This window comes from Salinarimonas sp. NSM, assembly GCF_052380005.1.
Classification (GTDB): domain Bacteria; phylum Pseudomonadota; class Alphaproteobacteria; order Rhizobiales; family Beijerinckiaceae; genus Salinarimonas.
In genome coordinates this window covers 13,179-33,200 of the sequence record NZ_JBQTCJ010000035.1, presented here as the reverse complement: position 1 = coordinate 33,200, position 20,022 = coordinate 13,179, and the positions used below count along the sequence as shown (strand labels likewise).

20 protein-coding genes, 1 tRNA gene and 1 other RNA gene are annotated in these 20,022 nt (G+C 71.5%); 16 read left to right on the top strand and 6 right to left on the bottom strand.

The window, feature by feature from the left end; genetic code table 11:
- Nucleotides 1–17 precede the first annotated feature (17 nt).
- From ACTZWW_RS13660 to ssrA, 15 genes are all read left to right on the top strand, one after another.
- Nucleotides 18–1,010 carry an alpha-ketoacid dehydrogenase subunit beta gene (locus ACTZWW_RS13660; RefSeq protein ID WP_444781511.1) on the top strand — a complete coding sequence of 331 codons (993 nt, stop codon included), beginning with the start codon at nucleotides 18–20 and terminating at the stop codon, nucleotides 1,008–1,010.
- Nucleotides 1,011–1,035: 25 nt separating this feature from the next.
- On the top strand, nucleotides 1,036–2,064 hold the full coding sequence (locus tag ACTZWW_RS13655) for a DctP family TRAP transporter solute-binding subunit (RefSeq protein WP_444781510.1): 1,029 nt from the start codon (nucleotides 1,036–1,038) through the stop codon (nucleotides 2,062–2,064).
- A gap of 271 nt (nucleotides 2,065–2,335) precedes the next feature.
- Complete coding sequence (locus tag ACTZWW_RS13650; protein ID WP_444781509.1) at nucleotides 2,336–2,878, top strand: TRAP transporter small permease; 543 nt, start codon at nucleotides 2,336–2,338, stop codon at nucleotides 2,876–2,878.
- Nucleotides 2,878–4,176, top strand: coding sequence for a TRAP transporter large permease (locus tag ACTZWW_RS13645; protein ID WP_444781508.1), 1,299 nt, complete (start codon nucleotides 2,878–2,880; stop codon nucleotides 4,174–4,176). The genes ACTZWW_RS13650 and ACTZWW_RS13645 overlap by 1 nt, the downstream gene beginning before the upstream one ends.
- A 226-nt stretch (nucleotides 4,177–4,402) precedes the next feature.
- The gene (locus ACTZWW_RS13640) at nucleotides 4,403–6,124 is read left to right on the top strand and encodes a thiamine pyrophosphate-binding protein (RefSeq protein WP_444781507.1); all 1,722 of its coding nucleotides are present in this window, start codon (nucleotides 4,403–4,405) and stop codon (nucleotides 6,122–6,124) included.
- Complete coding sequence (locus ACTZWW_RS13635) at nucleotides 6,114–6,911, top strand: hypothetical protein (RefSeq protein ID WP_444781506.1); 798 nt, start codon at nucleotides 6,114–6,116, stop codon at nucleotides 6,909–6,911. Before ACTZWW_RS13640 ends, ACTZWW_RS13635 begins: the two co-directional genes overlap by 11 nt.
- 117 nt (nucleotides 6,912–7,028) lie before the next feature.
- Nucleotides 7,029–7,361 (top strand): ArsR/SmtB family transcription factor, encoded by a 333-nt coding sequence (locus ACTZWW_RS13630; protein ID WP_444781505.1) that lies wholly within the window; start codon nucleotides 7,029–7,031, stop codon nucleotides 7,359–7,361.
- Nucleotides 7,358–7,825, top strand: coding sequence for an SRPBCC family protein (locus ACTZWW_RS13625; RefSeq protein WP_444781504.1), 468 nt, complete (start codon nucleotides 7,358–7,360; stop codon nucleotides 7,823–7,825). Before ACTZWW_RS13630 ends, ACTZWW_RS13625 begins: the two co-directional genes overlap by 4 nt.
- Nucleotides 7,826–8,249: 424 nt before the next feature.
- Nucleotides 8,250–9,575, top strand: coding sequence for a proline--tRNA ligase (gene proS / locus ACTZWW_RS13620; protein ID WP_444781503.1), 1,326 nt, complete (start codon nucleotides 8,250–8,252; stop codon nucleotides 9,573–9,575).
- Between the two features lie 14 nt (nucleotides 9,576–9,589).
- Nucleotides 9,590–10,858, top strand: a complete 1,269-nt coding sequence (locus ACTZWW_RS13615; protein ID WP_444781502.1) for a lipoprotein-releasing ABC transporter permease subunit — start codon at nucleotides 9,590–9,592, stop codon at nucleotides 10,856–10,858.
- A 5-nt stretch (nucleotides 10,859–10,863) separates the two neighbouring features.
- Entirely contained in the window at nucleotides 10,864–11,613 is a 750-nt protein-coding gene (locus ACTZWW_RS13610; RefSeq protein ID WP_444781501.1) for an ABC transporter ATP-binding protein, read from the top strand.
- 178 nt (nucleotides 11,614–11,791) lie between these two features.
- Complete coding sequence (locus tag ACTZWW_RS13605) at nucleotides 11,792–11,923, top strand: hypothetical protein (RefSeq protein ID WP_444781500.1); 132 nt, start codon at nucleotides 11,792–11,794, stop codon at nucleotides 11,921–11,923.
- Between the two features lie 118 nt (nucleotides 11,924–12,041).
- Nucleotides 12,042–12,257, top strand: coding sequence for a hypothetical protein (locus ACTZWW_RS13600; protein WP_444781499.1), 216 nt, complete (start codon nucleotides 12,042–12,044; stop codon nucleotides 12,255–12,257).
- A 124-nt stretch (nucleotides 12,258–12,381) separates the two neighbouring features.
- Nucleotides 12,382–12,457: transfer RNA gene (locus ACTZWW_RS13595), tRNA-Phe, on the top strand.
- A 243-nt stretch (nucleotides 12,458–12,700) separates the two neighbouring features.
- Nucleotides 12,701–13,035: a transfer-messenger RNA gene (gene ssrA, locus ACTZWW_RS13590) on the top strand.
- Between the two features lie 77 nt (nucleotides 13,036–13,112).
- Here the strand turns inward: ssrA and ACTZWW_RS13585 are convergent.
- A complete protein-coding gene (locus ACTZWW_RS13585; protein WP_444781498.1) occupies nucleotides 13,113–13,544 on the bottom strand; it encodes an organic hydroperoxide resistance protein in 432 nt (143 codons plus the stop codon).
- A 134-nt stretch (nucleotides 13,545–13,678) separates the two neighbouring features.
- Between ACTZWW_RS13585 and ACTZWW_RS13580 the strand changes: the two genes are divergently transcribed.
- The gene (locus ACTZWW_RS13580; protein ID WP_444781497.1) at nucleotides 13,679–14,101 is read left to right on the top strand and encodes a MarR family winged helix-turn-helix transcriptional regulator; all 423 of its coding nucleotides are present in this window, start codon (nucleotides 13,679–13,681) and stop codon (nucleotides 14,099–14,101) included.
- A 24-nt stretch (nucleotides 14,102–14,125) separates the two neighbouring features.
- Here the strand turns inward: ACTZWW_RS13580 and ACTZWW_RS13575 are convergent, their stop codons facing one another.
- From ACTZWW_RS13575 to ACTZWW_RS13555, 5 genes are all read right to left on the bottom strand, one after another.
- The gene (locus tag ACTZWW_RS13575) at nucleotides 14,126–15,325 is read right to left on the bottom strand and encodes a CobW family GTP-binding protein (RefSeq protein ID WP_444781496.1); all 1,200 of its coding nucleotides are present in this window, start codon (nucleotides 15,323–15,325) and stop codon (nucleotides 14,126–14,128) included.
- 27 nt (nucleotides 15,326–15,352) lie between these two features.
- On the bottom strand, nucleotides 15,353–16,294 hold the full coding sequence (locus tag ACTZWW_RS13570) for a prephenate/arogenate dehydrogenase family protein (RefSeq protein ID WP_444781495.1): 942 nt from the start codon (nucleotides 16,292–16,294) through the stop codon (nucleotides 15,353–15,355).
- Entirely contained in the window at nucleotides 16,287–17,462 is a 1,176-nt protein-coding gene (hisC, locus tag ACTZWW_RS13565; RefSeq protein ID WP_444781494.1) for a histidinol-phosphate transaminase, read from the bottom strand. Before hisC ends, ACTZWW_RS13570 begins: the two co-directional genes overlap by 8 nt.
- A 93-nt stretch (nucleotides 17,463–17,555) precedes the next feature.
- Nucleotides 17,556–18,434 (bottom strand): chorismate mutase, encoded by an 879-nt coding sequence (locus ACTZWW_RS13560; RefSeq protein ID WP_444781493.1) that lies wholly within the window; start codon nucleotides 18,432–18,434, stop codon nucleotides 17,556–17,558.
- A gap of 78 nt (nucleotides 18,435–18,512) precedes the next feature.
- Nucleotides 18,513–19,928, bottom strand: coding sequence for an MATE family efflux transporter (locus ACTZWW_RS13555; RefSeq protein ID WP_444781492.1), 1,416 nt, complete (start codon nucleotides 19,926–19,928; stop codon nucleotides 18,513–18,515).
- Nucleotides 19,929–20,022 lie beyond the last annotated feature (94 nt).

Sequence of the window (20,022 nt, the reverse complement as noted above, 5' to 3'; positions counted from 1 at the left end):
GAGGAGGACGGGCCGAGATGGGAACCACGACCTACCTCGCGGCCTCGACCCGCGCGCTCGCCGAGGAGATGGCGCGCGACCCCACCGTCTGGGCGCTCGGGGAGGACCTCGGCCGCGGCGGCGTCTTCGGCCAGTACAAGGGCCTGCAGGAGCGCTTCGGGTCCGCGCGCATCGCGGACACGCCCATCTCCGAGGCCTGCATCATGGGTGCCGCGGTGGGGGCCGCGATGGCGGGCACCCGGCCCGTGGTCGAGATGCGGTTCTCGGATTTCGCGCTGTGCGCCACGGACGAGCTGATCAACCAGGCGGCCAAGGCGCGCTTCATGTTCGGCGGGCAGGCCAAGGTGCCGCTCGTCGCGCGCCAGCCGATCGGCATGTGGCGCTCCTCCGCCGCGCAGCATTCGCAATCGCTCGAGGCCTGGTACGCCCACGTGCCGGGGCTCGTCGTGGTGGCGCCGGGCACGCCCGCGGACAATCTCGGCCTCCTCAAGAGCGCCATCCGCGCCGACGATCCGGTCGTCTACCTCGAGCACAAGGACCTGTGGGCCGCGGAGGCCGAAGTGCCCGACGCGGAGCACCTCGTGCCGCTCGGCGTCGCCGACGTGGCGCGGGCGGGGCGCGACGTGACGGTCGTCACCTGGTCGGCCATGCGCCGCACCTGCGTCGCCGCCGCGCAGACGCTCGCGGGGGAGGGGATCGAGGCCGAGGTGATCGACCTGCGCACCCTCTGGCCCTGGGACCGCGACGCCGTGCTCGCCTCCGTGGAGCGCACCGGGCGCCTCCTCGTCGTGCACGAGGCGGTCACCGTCGCCGGCTTCGGCGCGGAGATCGCAGCCTTCGTCGCCGAGCATCTGCATCATCGCCTGCTCGCGCCGGTGCGCCGCCTCGGCGCGCCGCGCATCCCCATCGCCTACGCGCCGCCGCTCGAGAATGCGGCGCGGGTGACGCCCGACGCGATCGCCGGGGCGGTGCGAGCCATGCTCGCGCCCGTCGCCGCGCGCGCGTCCTGAGAAACGAGAACAGGGAGGAACGACAATGCGCATCTGGAAGCCCTTCGCGGTCTTCGCCGCCGCCGCCGCCCTCGTGCTGCCGCTCGCCGGCGGCGCGGGCGCGCAGGACTACAAGGAGGAGTACCGCGTCTCCACCGTGGTGCCGCCGCCCTTCCCCTGGGGCATCGCGGCGCAGCGCTGGGCCGATCTCGTGGCCGAGCGCACCGACGGGCGCATCGTCATGAAGCTCTACCCGGGCGCGCAGCTCGTGCAGGGCGAGCAGACCCGCGAGTTCACGGCGATGCGCCGGGGCATCATCGACATGGCGGTGGGCTCGACCATCAACTGGTCGCCGCAGATCCCGGAGATGAACGTCTTCGCGCTGCCCTTCCTGATGCCGGACTATGCGGCGCTCGACGCGCTGACGCAGGGGCCCGTCGGCGAGCGCATCTTCGAGCTGATCGAGGAGAACGGGGTCGTGCCCCTCGCCTGGGCCGAGAACGGCTTTCGCGAGGTGACGAACTCCCAGCGCCCGATCCGCACCCCCGCGGACATGGAGGGGCTGAAGATGCGCGTCGTCGGCTCGCCGATCTTCAACGACATCTTCACGGCGCTCGGCGCGAACCCGACGCAGATGTCCTGGGCCGATGCCCAGCCGGCGCTCACCACCGGCGCCGTCGACGGGCAGGAGAACCCGCTGACGATCTACACCGTGCTCAAGATGCACGAGCTCGGCCAGACGAACGTCAGCCTCTGGCACTACGTCGCCGACCCGCTGATCTTCGCGGTCAACCAGGAGGTCTGGGACAGCTTCACCGAGGAGGACCAGGGCATCGTGCGGCAGGCGGCGCTCGACGCCGGTGCGCACGGCATCGAGGTGGCGCGCAACGGGCTCACGGGCGAGGACCAGAGCCTCGTCACGGAGATCGAGGGCTACGGCGTGACCGTGGTGCGCCTCACCGACGAAGAGCGGCAGGCATTCGTCGAGGCGACGCGCCCGGTCTACGAGAAGTGGCGCGAGACGATCGGCGCCGACCTCGTGACCATGGCCGAGGAGTCGGTCGCCAATCGGTGACGTTCGACGGCGCGGCGCCCCTTCTCCTTCCCTTTGGGGGAAGTTGGCGCCGGCGAAGCCGGTGACGGATGGGGCACGCCGTAAGGCGTGTTCCGCGAAGCGGAAAACCGCGGTGTCCGGGTTCGCACGTCGATTTCGGCTTCGCCGAACGCGCGTTCCGCACGCCCCATCCGTCTCGTCGCCTTCGGCGCCGATCCACCTTCCCCTAAAGGGAAGGAGAGGGTCCGGTGCGCGAGGCGGCGCGATGCGAGCCGATCACGACGAGCCGAGCATGAGCACCGACGACGACCCCCTCACCGACTCGCGCGACACCGCCCGCACCGAAGCCCCCGAGAACCTCGCGCCGCACGCCCGCGTGCCGGTGAAGATCGAGGAGGCGCTCGGCGCGCTCGCGATGGCGCTCATCGTCGCGATCTCCTTCGGCAACGTCGTTGTGCGCTACCTCACCAACGTGTCCTTCGCCTTCACCGAGGAGTTCTCGGTCTTCCTGCTCGTGTTCATGACCTTCGTCGGCGCCTCGGCCGCCTTCGCCACGAACGAGCACATCCGCATCACCTTCTTCCTCGACCTGATGAGGCCGCGCACGCGGCTCCTGGCGGAGGCCGCGACGCTCCTGGCCACGACGGCGATGTTCGCGCTGATCGTCTATTACGGTGCGCAGGTGACTTATGACGAGTGGTACTGGGAGGAGACCTCGCCGGGGCTCGGCTACCCGGCCTGGATCTACACGATCTGGCTCCCGCTCCTCTCGCTCGCAATCCTGGGCCGCGTGATCGGCCGGGCGATCGCGCTCTTCCGCGGGCGGGTGCGCTGATGGATCCGAACCTGATCCTGCTCCTCGCCTTCGCCCTCCTGCTCGCCGTCGGCACGCCGATCGCCGTGGCGCTCGGTGTCGCCGGCGCCATCGGCATCGTCATCGGGCTCGACCTCACCGCGCTCGCGATGGTGGGGACGAACACCTACAACGCGGTGGCGAAGTACCCGCTCATCGCCATCCCGCTCTTCATCCTCACGGGCATGGTGTTCGAGCGCTCCGGCGTCGCGACCCGCCTCGTCGTCTTCGCGCAGGCGATCGTGGGGCCACGGCGCGGCGGGCTCGCGCTCGTCGCGATCCTGGTCTGCCTGATCATGGGCGGCATGTCGGGCTCGGGCGTCGCCGATGCCGCCGCGGTGGCCACCGTGATGGTGCCCTCCATGCTCAAGGCGGGCTACCCCAAGCCCTTCTCGGCCTCCGTCATCGCGGCCTCCGCGGCGACCGCGATCCTGATCCCGCCCTCGATCGCGCTCATCGTCTACGCGATCATGGTGCCGGGCGTCGATCTGCGCGCGCTCTTCGCGGCGGGGCTCTTCCCCGGGCTGCTGGTGGGCCTCGCCATCGCGGTGCCCACGATGATCCTGTCGCGCAAGCACGATTTCGGCGCGAACGAAGGCTTTGAACGCCCGCCGTTCTGGCGCAGCCTCTACCGCGCGCTGCCGGGCCTGATGGCGCCCGTGATCATCCTGGGCGGCCTGCGCTCGGGGCTGTTCACGCCCACCGAGACGGCGGTCGTCGCCGCCGTCTACGGGCTCCTCGTCGGCACGCTCTTCTACCGCACGATGGGGTTCGCGGAGGTGTATCGCTGCTTCGTCGACGCGGCGAAGATCTCGGGCGTGCTCATGCTGATCATCTCCCTCGCCGGCCTCTTCGCCTGGGCCGGCTCGACCATGGGCGCCTTCCGCGCGGCGGCCGACCTGATCATCGCGCTCTCGGCCTCGGAATGGGTGACCCTCGCCGTCGTCATGGCGCTCCTGCTGCTCGCCGGCATGGTGCTCGACGGCGTGTCGATCTTCCTGATCACCCTGCCGCTGCTCGTGCCGGTGATGCAGACCTTCGGCTGGTCTCAGGTCTGGTTCGGCGTCGTCATGGCGATCAACATCGCCATCGGCCAGGTGACGCCGCCGGTCGCGGTGAACCTGATGGTGACGGCCAAGGTCGCGAACGTGCCCATGGAAACGACCTTCCGCTGGGTGTTCTGGCTCGTCGGCGCGATGGTGGTGGCCCTCGTGCTGGTGATCGTCTTCCCCGAGATCGCGCTGTGGCTCCCGCGCGTGCTCGGGTACCGGGTGAGCTGAGCAATGACGGGCGCGGGTCTCCCCTCTCCCTGGTGGAGAAGGGGCCGGGAGTGTGGAGGCGTCGGGTGAAGGGCGGGAGGCTCGTGCCGGGCGGACGGCATCGGCGGCGGGTGTAAGTCCTGCCCGCCCCACACCCCCCACCCCTCTCCACGAGGGAGAGGGGAGCGCGTCGAGCCGGTGGTTCGGCGCGTCGCGAGCTGATCGGACGAGAGCGAAGGACGGGACGATGACCAACGAGATGACCGGCGGCGAGGTGCTCGCGCGGATGCTGCAGGCGCATGGGGCGGGGCCGATCTTCGGGATGGGGGGCTTCCAGCTGCTGCCGTTCTACGATGCCTGCCGACGGCTCGGGCTCGCGCATTCGCTGATCAACGACGAGCGCTGCGGCGCCTTCGCGGCCGATGCCTATGCGAAGGTGTCGGGCCGCGTCGGCCTCGTCGACGCCACGTTGGGGCCCGGCGCGACGAACCTCGTCACGGGGCTCGTCGAGGCGCTCAACGCCGGCTCGCCGATCGTCGCGATCGTCGGCGACACGCACCGCGCCCATTCCTGGAAGAACATGACGCAGGAGGCGCGTCAGTCCGAGATCCTGCGGCCCGCCGTGAAGGAGCTCATCCGCGTCGAGGTGACGGCGCGCCTGCCCGAGCTCGTGCGCCGCGCCTTCGCGGTGGCGACGACGGGACGGCCCGGGCCCGTCGCGCTGATCGTGCCCGAGGACGTCTGCCACGACACGATCGCGATCGATCCCGAGAGCCTCGTCGCCAATCCCCGCTACCAGATGGCGCCGGCGCTGCGTGCCCGCCCCGACGCGCACGCGCTCGCGGAAGCGGCCGCGCTCCTCGCCACGGCGGAGCGCCCGCTGATCCTCGCCGGCGGCGGCGTGCACATCTCGCGCGCCGCGCAGGCGCTCCAGGCCTTCGCCGAGCGCTTCGGCATCCCCGTCGCGCACACGATGTCCGGCAAGGGCGCGATCGCCTGCGCCTCGCCGCTCTCGGCGGGCCTGTTCGGCCGCTACGACCGTATCGCCAACGGCCTGATCGCCGAGGCCGACGTGCTGCTGGCCATCGGCTGCAAGCTCGGCGAGATCGCCACCAAGCGCTACACCGTGCCCCCGCCGGGCAAGACGCTGATCCATCTCGACATCGTCGCGGAAGAGATCGACCGCACCTATCCCGCCGCCGTGGCGCTGTGGGGCGACGCCAAGGCCGGCGTCAACGCCTTGAACGATGCGCTCGCCGGCAAGGCGCCGCCCCCGGCGCGCTCCGCCTGGGCCGACCAGGTGGTCACGCGCATGGCGGCGTGGCGCGAGAGCGCCCGCGAGAGGCTGGAGAGCGAGGAGGTGCCGGTCTCGATGGGCCGCCTGATCGGCGAGCTCAACCGCCTCCTGCCGGCGGACGCCGTCCTCGTCGCCGACGGCGGCTTCGCCGCGCATTGGGGCGGGTTGCTGTTCGACCAGCGGCAGGCCGGGCGCGGCTTCCTGCCGGACCGCGGCTTCGCCTCGATCGGCTACGGGCTGCCCGGCGCCATGGGCGCGAAGCTCGCCGCGCCCGAGCGGCCGGTGATGGCGATCACCGGGGACGGGGGCTTCAACATGGTGCTCGGCGAGCTCGAGACCGCCCGGCGGATGGGGCTCGCGGTGACGATCATCGTCGTCAACAACGCGGCCTCCGGCTACGTGAAGGCGCTCCAGCACCTGATGTACGGCGAGGGCGCCTACCAGTCCTCCGACCTCGCCGAGACGAACTACGCCCGCGTCGCCGAGGCGATGGGCTGCGGGGGCGTGCGCGTCGAGACGCCGGACGCGCTCGCGCCGGCCTTGAAGCAGGCGCTGGCGCACGCGGACGGGCCCTTCGTCGTCGACCTCGTGGTCACCCGTGATCCGGCGAAGATGCTCCCGGCCGCCGACAGCCGTGCGGTCCAGGTGAAGAAGGGCGACCGTGTCGCGTGATCCCATCCTCGCCGACACCATCACCCGCCTGCCCGAAAGCGCGGCGGGGGCGGTCGTGGTCAGCGGCTCGCACGGGGGCGTCTACGCGGCCTACGTCGCGCGGCGCGATGGCGTGCGGGCGGTGATCCTGAACGACGCGGGGGTGGGCAAGGACGACGCCGGTATCGGCGGGCTCCCCTGGCTCGACGCCGCCGGCATGGCGGCGGCGACGGTGTCCGCCGCCTCCGCCGACATCGGCGACGCCGCCGACATGATCTCGCGCGGGATCGTCTCGCACGCGAACGCCCGCGCCGCCGCGCTCGGCGTGCGGCCCGGCCAGGCATGCGCCGAGGCCGCCGCCCTCTTGGAGGCGGCCGCGATGCCGGACGGCGCGTTCGCGCCGCTCGCCGAGACGCGCCGGGTCGAGACGCCGCGGGGCGCGCGCCGGCCGCTCGTCCTCGTCGACAGCGCGGCGCTCGTGCGGGCGGGGGAGGACGACGGTGCCGTGGTGGTGACGGGCTCGCACGGGGCGCTGTTCGGGAGCGACCCGAAGAACGCCCTCAAGGCCGACGCGGCGCTCGCGCTCTTCAACGACGCCGGTGGCGGCGTCGGCACGACGCGGCTGCCGGCGCTCGAGGCCCGCCGCATCGCCGCCGCCACCGTCGCCGCCGCGAGCGCGCGGATCGGCGATGCGCGCTCGACGCACGACGACGGTGTCGTCTGCGCGCTCAACGCCCGTGCGGCGGCGCTCGGCGGGTGCGTGGGCATGCGGGCACGCGACCTCGTCGCGCTGGCCCTGCGGGCGTGAGCCGGCAGGATGGGCGGCAGCTCGCCGGTGGGTCGACGCCGAAGGTGGCGTTCCGGAAAACTCAGCCGACCGGAAAACCGTCTTGACACCCTCTGCGCCGCGGCCATACTTAGCCGAATGGCTAACCTAGACGCCGTCTTCCACTGCCTCGCCGATGCGACCCGCCGCGCCGTCGTCGCGCGCCTGGCGGCGGGCCCCGCTCCCGTGTCGGCACTCGCGGAGCCGCACGCCATGGCGCTGCCGAGCTTCATGAAGCATCTCCGGGTGCTGGAGGACGGCGGCTGGATCGAGACCCGCAAGGAAGGGCGCGTGCGGATCTGCCGGCTGAGGCCGGACGCAGCGCGCGCGGCGGAGGATTGGCTCGGCCGCCAGCGCGGCATCTGGGAAGCGCGACTCGACAGGCTCGACGCGCTCATCACCGAAGAGACGAACGGGAGGACGGAAGCATGACGCACGATCCCAAGCTCGACCTCGTGCTCGAGCGCACCTTGCGGGCGAGCCCCGCGCAGCTCTGGCGCGCCTGGACCGAGCCGGACCTGCTCGCGCGCTGGTTCGCGCCGCACCCTTGGACGGTGGCGCGAGTGTCGATCGCCCCCGCGCCGGGCGGCGTCTTCTCCCTCGTGATGGCGTCGCCGGAGGGCGTCGAGATGGAGGAAAGCCCGGGCTGCGTGCTTCTCGCCGAGCGCGAGAGGCGCCTCGTTTGGACCGACGCGCTCGGGCCCGGCTTCCGTCCCGGGGCGCAATCGTTCATGACCGCGGACGTCTCGATGGAGGCGGTGCCCGGTGGGACGCGCTATCGCGTCGTCGTGCTGCACAAGTCCGGAGAGGACCGCGACAAGCACGAGGCGATGGGGTTCCACGAGGGCTGGGGCACCTGTGCGGCGCAGCTCGACGCGCTGGCATCCGGCCTCTGAGCCCGATCGGCGGCACAAAAGAAAAAAGCAAGGCTCGCGCCTTGCTCGGGGAGGTTCTCTCGTTTTCGAGATGTTGGCCGGTCTCTCGCGAACCGACGCCCGGTAGCGGTTGATGCCCGCGGGCTTGTGCCTCGTTTCCTCCCAGACTTGGGCCGCACCCCTCGAACACGTCGAAGACAGCGTGTCTTGGTGCGGGCTTCTTAGCGCGTCGTTACGCGCTTGTCACGTCCTTGTGCATCGTGTGCCCTCACTTTTCGCATATGGGTATTCCCGCGTCAGCGGTCACGGAACCGCCACGGATGCGGCGGAGAGACGAAAAGCGCCGGGTGGCCTTGTCATCGGGCGCGCATCCGTATTGTGTGCGACACGCGCGGCGGTGCGGCGAACCCGTCCGCCGCGCGCCGCGCCCACGCCCGAGGACGACATGCGTCTTTCCCGTTATTTCCTGCCCACCCTCAAGGAGACGCCGCGCGAGGCGGAGATCGTCTCCCATCGCCTGATGCTGCGCGCCGGCCTGATCCGCCAGCAATCCGCCGGGATCTTCTCCTGGCTGCCGATCGGCAAGCGCGTGCTCGACCGCATCAGCACCATCGTGCGCGAGGAGCAGGACCGGGCGGGCGCGATCGAGATCCTGATGCCGACGATCCAGTCGGCCGAACTCTGGCGCGAGAGCGGGCGCTACGACGCCTACGGCGCCGAGATGCTGCGCATCCGGGACCGGCACGAGCGCGACATGCTCTACGGGCCGACGAACGAGGAGATGGTCACCGACATCTTCCGCTCGTACGTGCGTTCCTACAAGGACCTGCCGCTCAACCTCTACCACATCCAGTGGAAGTTCCGCGACGAGATCCGCCCGCGCTTCGGCACGATGCGCTCGCGCGAGTTCCTGATGAAGGACGCCTACTCCTTCGATCTCGACGAGGCGTCGGCGCGGCACGCCTACAATCGCATGTTCGTGGCCTACCTGCGCACCTTCGCGCGGCTGGGGCTGAAGTCGATCCCGATGCAGGCGGACACCGGCCCGATCGGCGGCAACCTCTCCCACGAGTTCATCATCCTCGCCGAGACCGGCGAGAGCGAGGTGTTCTGCCACACGGACTATCTCGGCTTCGACACCCCGCCGGCGGACACCGACTTCGAGGACGCCGCCGGCCTCCAGGCGATCGTCGACCGCTGGACCTCGCTGTACGCCTCCACCGACGAGAAGCACGACGAGGCGGCCTGGGCGCAGGTGCCCGAGGGCAAGCGGGTCGCCGCGCGCGGCATCGAGGTCGGGCACATCTTCTACTTCGGCACGAAGTACTCCGAGCCGATGCGGGCCGTCGTCACCGGACCGGACGGGCGCGAGCACCCGGTCCACATGGGCTCCTACGGGGTCGGCCCCTCCCGCGTAGCAGCCGCCGCCATCGAGGCGGGCCACGACGAGGCGGGCATCGTCTGGCCGGACGCGATCGCGCCGTTCGACGTGGCGCTCTTGAGCCTCAAGGCGGGCGATTCGGCGGTGGACGCCGCCTGCGAGGGCCTCTACCGCGATCTCCAGGCGGCGGGCCTCGCGGTGCTCTACGACGACCGGGACGATCGTCCGGGCGCCAAGTTCGCGACCGCCGACCTGATCGGCCTGCCCTGGCAGGTGATCGTCGGCCCGAAGAGCCTCGCCGAGGGCAAGGTCGAGCTCAAGCGCCGGCGCACCGGCGAGCGCGAGCTCCTCGCGATCGCGGACGTGATCCCGCGGCTGACGGGACGGTGAGGGCGGAGCGGACGATGGCCGACGCGGGTGGGACGCGACCCTTCTCGGGCTTCGAGTGGATGCTCGCCGGGCGCTACCTGCGCACCCGGCGGCGCGAGGGCTTCGTCTCGGTCATCGCCGGCTTCTCCTTCATCGGCATCATGCTCGGCGTCGCGACGCTGATCATCGTGCTCTCGGTGATGAACGGCTTCCGCAACGAGCTGCTCTCCAAGATCGTGGGCATGAACGGCCACGTCTTCATCGCCCCGATCGACCGGCCGCTGACCGACTTCGCCGAGGTCGCCGCGACGGTCGAGGCCCTGCCGGGCGTAGTGCGTGCCGTGCCGACCGTCGAGGGCCAGGCCTTCGCCTCCTCCACCGTGCAGGGCGGCGGCGTGCTCGTGCGCGGCGTGCGCCCGCAGGACCTCGCCGGGCTCGACCAGATCGCCGGCAACATCGTCGGCGGCTCGCTCGAGACCTTCTCGGAGGGGGAGGGCGTCGCCGTCGGCGCGCGGCTCGCGAGCTCGCTCGGCCTGCTGCCGGGAGACACGCTCACGCTGATCTCCCCGCGGGGCGCGACGACGCCCTTCGGCACGGCGCCGCGGATCAAGGCCTATCCGATCGCCGCGATCTACGAGGTCGGCATGACGGAGTTCGATTCGGCCTTCGTCTACATGCCGCTCGAGGAGGCGCAGGCCTACTTCAACCGCGCCGGCGACGTCACCGTCGTCGAGGTCTTCCTCGACGACGCGGAGGAGGTCGGCGCCGCACGGGCGGCGATCGAGGCCGCCGTAGAGCGGCCGATCTTCCTCACCGACTGGACCCAGCGAAACGCGAGCTTCTTCTCGGCGCTGCAGGTCGAGCGCAACGTCATGTTCATCATCCTCACGCTGATCGTGCTCGTCGCGGCGCTCAACATCGTCTCGGGGCTGATCATGCTCGTGAAGGACAAGTCCGCCGACATCGCGATCCTGCGCACGATGGGCGCGACCCGCGGCTCGGTGATGCGGGTCTTCCTGATCACCGGCGCCTCGATCGGCATCGTGGGCACCATCGCCGGCCTCGCGCTCGGCGTCGTCTTCACGCTCAACATCCAGGCGATCCAGGACGTGATCGCGCGCATCACCAACCAGACCCTCTGGGATCCGACGGTGCGGTTCCTCTCGGAGATCCCCGCCGAGATCGACTGGTCCGAGGTCGGATCGGTGCTCGCCATGGCCATGGGCCTGTCGCTTCTGGCGACGCTCTACCCCTCTTGGCGGGCGGCGCGGCTCGATCCCGTCGAAGCGCTGCGCTACGGATGAGCCGCATGGACGATGAGCCGAAGGCCCGAGAGACGGGCGAGAGCGGGGCGGCGAGCGAGACGCCCGCGCTGTTCCTGAGCCGCGTGGCGCGCTGGTATCCGCAGAGCGAGGGCCGGCTCGACATCCTCAAGAGCGTCGACTTCGCCGTCTGGCCCGGCGAGATCGTCGCGCTCGTGGCGCCGTCGGGCACCGGCAAGTCGACCCTGCTCCACGTCGCGGGCCTGCTCGAGCGGCCCGACGACGGCGAGGTCTACGTCGGCGGCGAGCCGACGGCGCACATGGACGATGCCGGCCGCACGCGGCTGCGGCGCGAGGAGATCGGCTTCGTCTACCAGTTCCACCACCTGCTGCCCGAGTTCTCGGCGCTCGAGAACGTGGTCATGCCGCAGATCATCCGCGGCCTGAAGAAGGCCGAGGCCCGCGAGCGCGCCGGCGAGCTCCTCGCCTTCCTCGGTCTCGGCGACCGGCTCGCGCATCGCCCGGCGGAGCTGTCGGGCGGCGAGCAGCAGCGCGTCGCCATCGCGCGCGCGGTGGCCAACGCCCCGCGCATCCTCCTCGCCGACGAGCCCACCGGCAACCTCGACCCGCAGACCTCCGCCCACGTCTTCCAGACGCTCGTCTCGCTCGTGCGCGCCTCGGGCCTCGCGGCGGTGATCGCCACGCACAATCACGAGCTCGCCCGACGCATGGACCGCTGCGTCTCGATCCGCGACGGGCGTGTCGTCGAGCTCGCGCTGCCGGGCGGCGCGGCATAAACCACATTGAAAAGATGGTGTTTGAGACCTGACGGAACGGGGCGTTCCGGTCTGTCCGTTAACCTTGACAGCAGGGCGTACGAAGAGAGAACTTTTGTTCCGAACGAAGATGGAACAGAATGGAACGGTCGAAGCGCGGCCGGGAACGCCGGTCGCACCTCAAGCCACGGAGGCCGCCATGTCCCGTCTCGTGATCCTCACCCGCCGCGCCCGCCTTCCGCTGCGCGCCACCGCCGAGACCGCCATGGAGGTCGTCTCCCTCGCCGTCTTCGTCGCGATGGTCGCCGCCTGGGCGAGCATCGGCGCGTGAGCGGTGCCCGGTCCGAGGTTCTCTGCCACTGCGCGTGCCGCGCTGAAACGCGAAGCGACCTTCGTGCGTTATCGGGTCGCGGCGAGCGACGCCGCGGCCGATCACGAGGGAGGGTGCGGTGAGATCCTGGGGCGACGTCAATCGGGTGCTGAACGGCATGGTGCGCGAGGGCCGCATCGCGTCCTTCCGCTCCAACGCGGCGGAAGCGCGCCAGACGGGGTCGCTCGAGATCGCGATCGTCCCCGCCGCCGGCGCAGACAAGGAGACGGCCCGCCGCGAGGCGCTGCGCGAGCTCGCCCGCCTCGGCGTCACCGCGCAGGTGCACGCGGAATAGGGCGGCCGTGCGGGGCGCCGATGCCGGCCGGTCGAGAAATCGTTTCGTCACCGAAAAACCGGTTGCGCCCCGCGGCACCTCTGGCTATATCCCCTCCACCAACACGGACGTCCCCGTCCGGAGCGCCCAGGTAGCTCAGTTGGTAGAGCATGCGACTGAAAATCGCAGTGTCGGTGGTTCGATTCCGCCCCTGGGCACCATTCTCATCCCGTTCTGATCACGAGATGCCGTGGCCGTCCGTCGGCTCACGCCGCGACGCGCCTCCTCCCCGCAGGGGAGGCCGGAGGCCGCAGGCCGGAGGGTGGGGAGGGCAGCGACGCCGTTCGCTCGTATGATCCAACGGCCCCACCGCCAGCGCGAATCGCGGACTCCTTCCCTGCGGGGAGGACGCGGGTCGCGCATGCGGCGGAACGCGGACGAGCCTGCGGCCGGGATCTCCGCAGGGTCTTGCGCGCCGGCTCCCGGGCGCTTATCTCAATCCTGTCGGGGCAACCCGGCTATGGTCGTAGAGGCAGAGTGAAATAGGCGTTCAAGACTCGGGTGCGACTCCCGACGCCTCCACCAGGAACGCACGTGACGCCCCTCGGGCGACGTGCGTTGCCGCTGGGGGCGAACCAGGATCGATTGGGCGCGGTAAAGGCTAGGCTGCGACTAGGCTGAGCTACGGCCTTGATAGTGCAAAACCACAAGTGCCAACGACAACGTTGCCACTTCCGAGGTGCGCCTCGCGGCGTGACTTCGATGCGCTAGGGTAAGCGTGGAAACAGAACCGGGGGCTTCGGCCCCCGGACCCGTTTCCAGCCGGGGCTTCGGCCCCCGGACCCGTTCTTGCCGATCAGAATCGACGGGCAGCGTTCATGCGATCGTCGTCGTGACCGCGATGTTGCCCTGCGTGGCGTGCGAGTAGGGGCATATGCCGTGCCCGGCCTCGGCGACGCGCTCGGCCTCGGCGCGGTCGACGCCCGGCATGGTCACGACCAGGTCCACCGTCAGCCCGAAGCCCTTGTCGCTGCGCGGCCCGATCCCCACCGTCGCGGTGACGGTGGCGTCGTCGGGGACGCGCGCGAGGCTCCCGTCCTGGCTCGTCGCGAAGCGCATGGCGCCGAGATAGCAGGCGGCGTAGCCCGCGGCGAAGAGCTGCTCGGGGTTCTTGCCCTCGCCCGAGCCGCCGAGCGCCTTGGGGGGCGTGAGGTCGAAGGCGATCGCGCCGTCCTCTGTGCGCACGTGGCCCTGGCGGCCGCCGCCCGTCGCCGTAGCGGAAATCCGGTACTTGGTGTCGATCGACATGACGTCTCCTTCTAATCGCTCACGATTGAATCGTGCACGATGCTTAGCGCAATGCGCGCCCGGACGCAAGGGCTTGCGACAGGATCGTGCGCGATATAAATCCGGCGAGACGGATCCGGCGCGGGAGGGTGACGATGCGCACCGAGCACATGCTGTGCCTGAGCCTGCACGCCGCCTCGCGGGCGATGACGCGCGCCTACCAGCCGCTGCTCGACGCGCTCGGCCTCACCTACCCGCAATACGTCGTGCTGATGACGCTCTGGGACGAGGACTCGCAGCCCGTGGGCGCCATCGGCCGCCGGCTGATGCTCGACACCAACACGCTCACCCCCATGCTCAAGCGCATGGAGGCGGCGGGCCTCGTGCGCCGCAGCCGCAGCGCGCTGGACGAGCGGCAGGTGATCGTCTCGCTGACCGAGGCCGGCCGCGCCATGGAGGCCCGCGCCGCGCACGTGCCGGCGCGGATCGTCGCGGCGACGGGGCTCTCCCCCGAGGCGCTGCGCGACCTCAACGCGCGGGTGACGGCGCTCAAGGACAGCCTGGGGCGCGAGGAGTAGACCCGGGGCGCGCGGCGGCGAGCCTCACCGCCCCGGCCGCATCCCCGGCAGGAGGCCGAGTGGGTTCTCGGAGAGCGCGGCTCGGTCGGGCGTGTCGATCGCCGGCTGGGAGCGGAAGGCGGCCCAGAGGCTCTCGACGTAAGTCTTCTCGAGGTCCTTGACGATCAGCACGATGCGCGTGCGCCGGTCGGCGCTCGGCCAGGCGTCGAGCACGGCGGGCACGTGCAGGACGTGCTGGACGCCGTGGATGACGACGGGCTTCTCCGGGCTCTCGGCGAGCGCCACGATGCCCTTCATGCGCAGGAGCTTCGGCCCCTGTGTCGCCCGCAGCATGTCGAGGAAGAGGTCGAGCGCGCGCTGCGGCACCGGCTCCTCCGCCGTCAGGCAGAAGGCGCGGATCGAGGCGTCGTGGCGGTTGGGGTCGTGGGCGTGGTGGTGATGGCCGTGGTCGTGGTGATCGTGCTCGCCACCGTGATCGTGACCATGGCCATGGTGGTGATGATCGCCCGTGTGCTGCGCCGCATGCGCCTTCGCCTCCGCCGCGGCGACGCCCTCCGCCGAGAGCCAGGCGACCACGTTCCCGGGCTTCGCCGCGAGGTCGAACAGGCCGCGGCCGACGATCTCCCGCGCGGGGATCGCGCCGCCGACGGCCTCGTGGAGCCGCGCGCCGGGCGCGAGCGCCGCGAGGCGGGCGGCGAGCGCGGCCTTCGTCTCGGCGTCGGCGAGGTCGCCCTTGGTGATCACGATCTCGTCCGCCACCGCGACCTGCCGCACCGCCTCCTCGTGCGCATCGAGCGTCGCCGCGCCGACGACCGTATCGACCAGCGTGACCACGCCCTCGACGACGTAGCGCAGCGACAGGTAGGGGTGGTAGAGCACCGCGTGCAGGATCGGCGCCGGGTCGGCGAGGCCGGTCGTCTCGATGACCACCCGACGGAACGGCGGGATGCGGCCGTTGTCGCGCTTGCGCAGCAGGTCCTCGAGCGTGGCGACGAGGTCGCCGCGGATCGTGCAGCACAGGCACCCCGCCGAGAGCAGCACCAGGCCCTCGTCCACCGTCTCCATCAAGAGATGATCGAGCCCCACCTCGCCGAACTCGTTGACGATCACCACCGTGTCAGCGAGGTCCGCATCCTGCAGCAGCCGGTTGAGCAGCGTCGTCTTGCCGGCACCGAGGAAGCCGGTGAGGACGGTGAGCGCGATGGGGTCGGGGCGGCGGGTCATGGGTGGCCTCTCGTACTGACCGGCGCGCTACTCCCGCGGACGTCCGAAGTCCGGCGCCGGCGCGTCCTGGCCTTCGGAGACGATGCCGCGGCGGATGGCGCGGGTGCGGCTGAAGAGGGCGTGGAGCGTCTCGCCGTCGTCCCAGCGAATGGCGCGGGCGAGCGCCGAGAGGTCCTCGTTGAAGCGCCCGAGCATCTCCAGCACGGCCTCCTTGTTGTTGAGGAAGACGTCGCGCCACATCGTCGGGTCCGAGGCGGCGATGCGGGTGAAGTCGCGAAAGCCGCCGGCGGAGAACTTGATCACCTCGGATTGCGTGACCTGCTCGAGGTCCGCCGCCGTGCCGACGATGTTGTAGGCGATGAGATGGGGCACGTGGCTGGTGATGGCGAGGACGAGGTCGTGGTGGGGCGCCGACATGATCTCGACCGCCGAGCCCATCCCCTCCCACAGCGTCCGGGTGCGCTCGATCGCGTCGGGATCGGTGCCCTCGGCGGGCGTGAGGATCGCCCAGCGGTTGACGAACAGCGTGGCGAATCCCGCCTCGGGGCCCGACTGCTCGGTGCCGGCGACGGGGTGGGCCGGCACGAAGTGCACGCCGGCCGGCAGGTGCGGGACGACCGCCGCGATCACCGCGCCCTTCACCGAGCCGACGTCCGAGACGATGGCGCCCGGCTCGAGCACCGGGCCGATCGCGGCCGCGACCGCGCCGCAGGCGCCGACCGGCACGCACAGGACGACGCAATCCGCCTCGCGCGCGGCCTCGGTGGCGTCGGCGTAGACGGCGTCGGCGAGGCCGAGCGCCTGCGCGCGGGCGCGCACGTCGGCATCGGCGTCGGCGGCGACGATCGTGCCGGCGAGGTTCTGCCGGCGCGCCGCGAGCGCGATCGAGGAACCGATCAGCCCGAGCCCGACGAGGGCGAGACGGGCGAACAGCGGTTCCTCGCGGGGCGGGCCCAGCCTCTCAGGCATCCCGGCTCTCCGGGGCTCGTCCCGCCAGGAAGTCGCGCAGGGCCTCGATCACGAGGCGGTTGGCCGCCTCCGTTCCGATGGACAGGCGCAGCGCGTTGGGCAGGCCGTACCCGTCGATGCGCCGCAGCACGAGACCACGTGCGGTGAGGAAGGCGTCCGCCTCCCGCGCCGTGCGCCCGGGGGTCTCGGGGAAGTGGATCATCAGGAAGTTCGCCACGCTCGGCGTCACAGTGAGGCCGAGCGCCTCGATCTCGCGAACCAGGATCTCCGCCCAGGCCTCGTTGTGGGCGACGGAGGCGGCGACGAAGGCCTCGTCCTCGATCGCGGCGGCGCCTGCCGCGAGCGCGGCGGAGTTCACGTTGAAGGGCGGGCGGATGCGCTCGAGCGCGTCGACCACGTGGGCGGGGCCGACCATCCAGCCGAGGCGCAGGGCCGCGAGCCCGTAGACCTTCGAGAACGTGCGCGTCATCACGACGTTCTCGGTGGTGAGCGCGAGCTCGAGGCCCGACCCGTAGTCGTTGCGCCGCACGTACTCGGCATAGGCCGCGTCGAGCACGAGGAGCACGGTGGGCGGCAGCGCCGCGTGCAGGCGGCGGATCTCGTCGAAGGGCAGGTAGGTGCCCGTCGGGTTGTTGGGGTTGGCCAGGAACACGATCCTGGTGCGCGGGGTGACGCACGCGAGGATCGCGTCGACGTCCGTCGTCCAGGCACGCTCGGGTGCGACCACGGGGGTGCCGCCGGCGGTGAGGATGGCGATGCGGTAGACGAGGAAGCCGTGGGCGCTGAACACGCCCTCGTCACCCGGCCCGATATAGGCCTGCGCCAACATCTCGAGCAGCTCGTCCGAGCCGTTGCCGACCACGATGCGCTTGGCGTCGAGCCCGTACTTGCGGGCGATCGCGGCGCGCAGCGCGGTCGCCGCGCCGTCGGGGTAGAGCGCGGGCTTCTCCAGCGCCGCGCGCGCGGCCTCCACCGCCTTCGGCGAGGCGCCGAAAGGGTTCTCGTTCGAGGACAGCTTGTGGGGCGTCACGCCGGGCGGCACCGCGCTCTTGCCGGGCACGTAGGCCTCGATCGCGAGCACGCCGGGCCGGGGCTCCGGGCGGGCGAGGGGGCGCGGCGGCTCCAGGGGCGCGAGAGTGTCGGCGGAAGAGTCAACGGGGGACGGCATTTCTGGGCCTCGTCTGGCCTCGCGACGGCGTGCGGGCTCCCGGCCGGGCGCCGGGCGGCTCGTCCTAGCGCATCGCGGCCGCGATTTCACGTGCTAAGATATCGCGGCCCGGGAGGACGCGGCGGCACGGGCGGCGACGTCGTCCACGTGCAGGCGCGCCGCATGGCTGCCGACCTCGACGATCTCGGACACCGGCGCGCGGCTCGCCTCCAGCGCCGCGACGAGGTCGGACGCGTCGACCCGACCCGGCACGGCGACGAGCGTCGACAGCTCGCCGGCGAGCCCGGTGGTGCAGACGATCTCGCCGCCGAGCGTGGCGATGCCCTCGGCGGCGGCGTCGCGCCAGCGCTCGACGCGCACGGCGTAGAGCACGACCTCGCGCACCGCGGCGTCCGCGAGCGGCTTCGAGATCACGTAGACCGGCGTGCCCGCGGGATGGCCGGGACGCTCGATGAAGGGCAGGCGCGCGATGATCTTCGGCGCGTCGGGCGCCGCGAGCCGGCGCCACCAGGCGCCGGCCGACGCGCCCTGGTCGATGCGGAAGATGCCGAGGTCCCCGCGCGAGGCCTCGACGGCGGCGATCACCGCGGGCGCTCCCTCGTGGGGCACGTAGGGCACCGAGAAGCCGAAGTGGAACCGCGACGAATCGCGCATCGGCGCGTCCCCGCCGGAGACGTCCGCATGCACGGAATACGGCGCCTGCACGAAGGTGAAGGTGCCGATGATCACGCGCCAGATCGACTCGACCGTGTCGAGCGGCAGGATGCCCCGGTGGCGCTCCGCGATCGCCTTCATCACCGCGCTCTCGCGCCCCGGCCGGAAGGCGGAGCCCGACTCGCTCGTCTTCTTGACGGCGATCAGCTCCTCGATGATCGCCCCGCGCTGGATGAGCAGCGCGTGCATCTCGGCATCGATCCGATCGATCTCCCCGCGCAGGGTCGCGAGATCGAGGGGGGCGGGGGCGTCGGGCATGAAGGCCTCGTGTCGTGATCGGCGCAGACACTATGGGAGCGGCGCGAGCACCGAGGCAAGCGCGCACGGGCTAGGAGCTCATCTGTGCGAGCCGGGCAGCAACCCCAGCCGCTCCCGCCCCACCCATCGCCACACCAGCAGCACGGCGGTGAGCGCCAGCCCCCCGGCGAGGCCGAACCAGATGCCGACGCCCTCTAGCCCCACCCAGAAGCCGAGGCCGACCGCGAGCGGCATGCCGAAGAGCCAGTAGCCCGTGAGCGCCATGAACATCGGCACGCGGGTGTCGTGCAGGCCGCGCAGCATGCCCGCCGTCACCGCCTGGGCGCCGTCCACCACCTGGAACAGGGCGGCCATCGCGAGGTAGGACACCGCGAGCGAGACCACGACGGCGTTCGCCGGATCGTCCACGTCGAGGAAGGCGGAGATCAGCAGGCGCGGCGCGCCGATCATCACGAGGCCCATGCACGCCATGAAGCCGACGCCCATGGCGAAGGCGATCCAGCCGGCGCGCGCGATCGCCGCGTGGTCGCCCGCGCCGTAGGCGAGGCCGACGCGCACCGTCGCCGCCATCGAGATGCCCAGCGGCACCATGAAGGAGAGCGAGGCGATCTGGATCGCGATCTGGTGGGCTGCGAGCGCCTCGGTGGAGATCAGCCCCATCAGGAAGACGGCGGCGGAGAAGATCGTCACCTCGAACAGCACGATCGCGGCGATCGGCAGGCCGAGCCGCCAGAGCTGGACGAAGCGCGGCCAGTCGGCGCGCCAGAAGCGGCCGAAGACGCGGTAGCGCCGCGCCCGCCGGTCGGCCAGCACGAGGAGCGCCAGCGCGCCGAAGAGGAAGACGTTCGTGATCGTGGTGGCCCAGCCCGCACCTTCGAGGCCGAGCGCCGGCGCGCCCCAATTGCCGAAGATCAGGGCCCAGTTCAGCGCCGCGTTGACGCCGATCGCGGCGATGCCGACCGCGAGCGCGATCAGCGGCCGCTCCAGCGCGGCGACGAAGTTGCGCAAGGTCAGGTAGAGATAGGCCGGGAGCAGGCACCACATCACGGCGCGCGCGTAGCCCGAGGCCATGTCGGCGAGGACCGGGTCCTGGCCGAGCCAGCCGAGCACGGTGCGGGCGTTCCACAGCATCAGCCAGGCCGGCACGACGAGGAGCGCGCTCGCCCAGAAGCCCTGGCGCACGGTGCGGCGCACCTCGCGCACGGCGTGGCGCTTGCGCCCGCGCTCCGCGGCGATCATCGCCGAGACGGCGCTGAACAGGCCGACGCCGGCAATGAAGCACACGAACATCAGGTTCGAGCCGAGCGCGCCGGCGGCGAGCGCCTCCGGCGACAGCCAGGAGAGCATCAGCACGTCCGTCGCCTGCAGCGACGTCTGCGCGACGTTGGTGAGGATCAGCGGCCAGGCCAGCGTCAGCGTCGCGAGGATCTCGCGCCGCCACGCCCCCTGGCCCGTGGGCGGCGCGGCGGTGAGCGCGTCGGTCGCGGGCTGCATGGCGGGTCTTTCGCGTTGGACCCGCCTTGTAGGGGAGCGATCGCGGCGCGGCTATGGCTGCGACGACACGGGAGGGTGCTCGCGCGTGCATGGC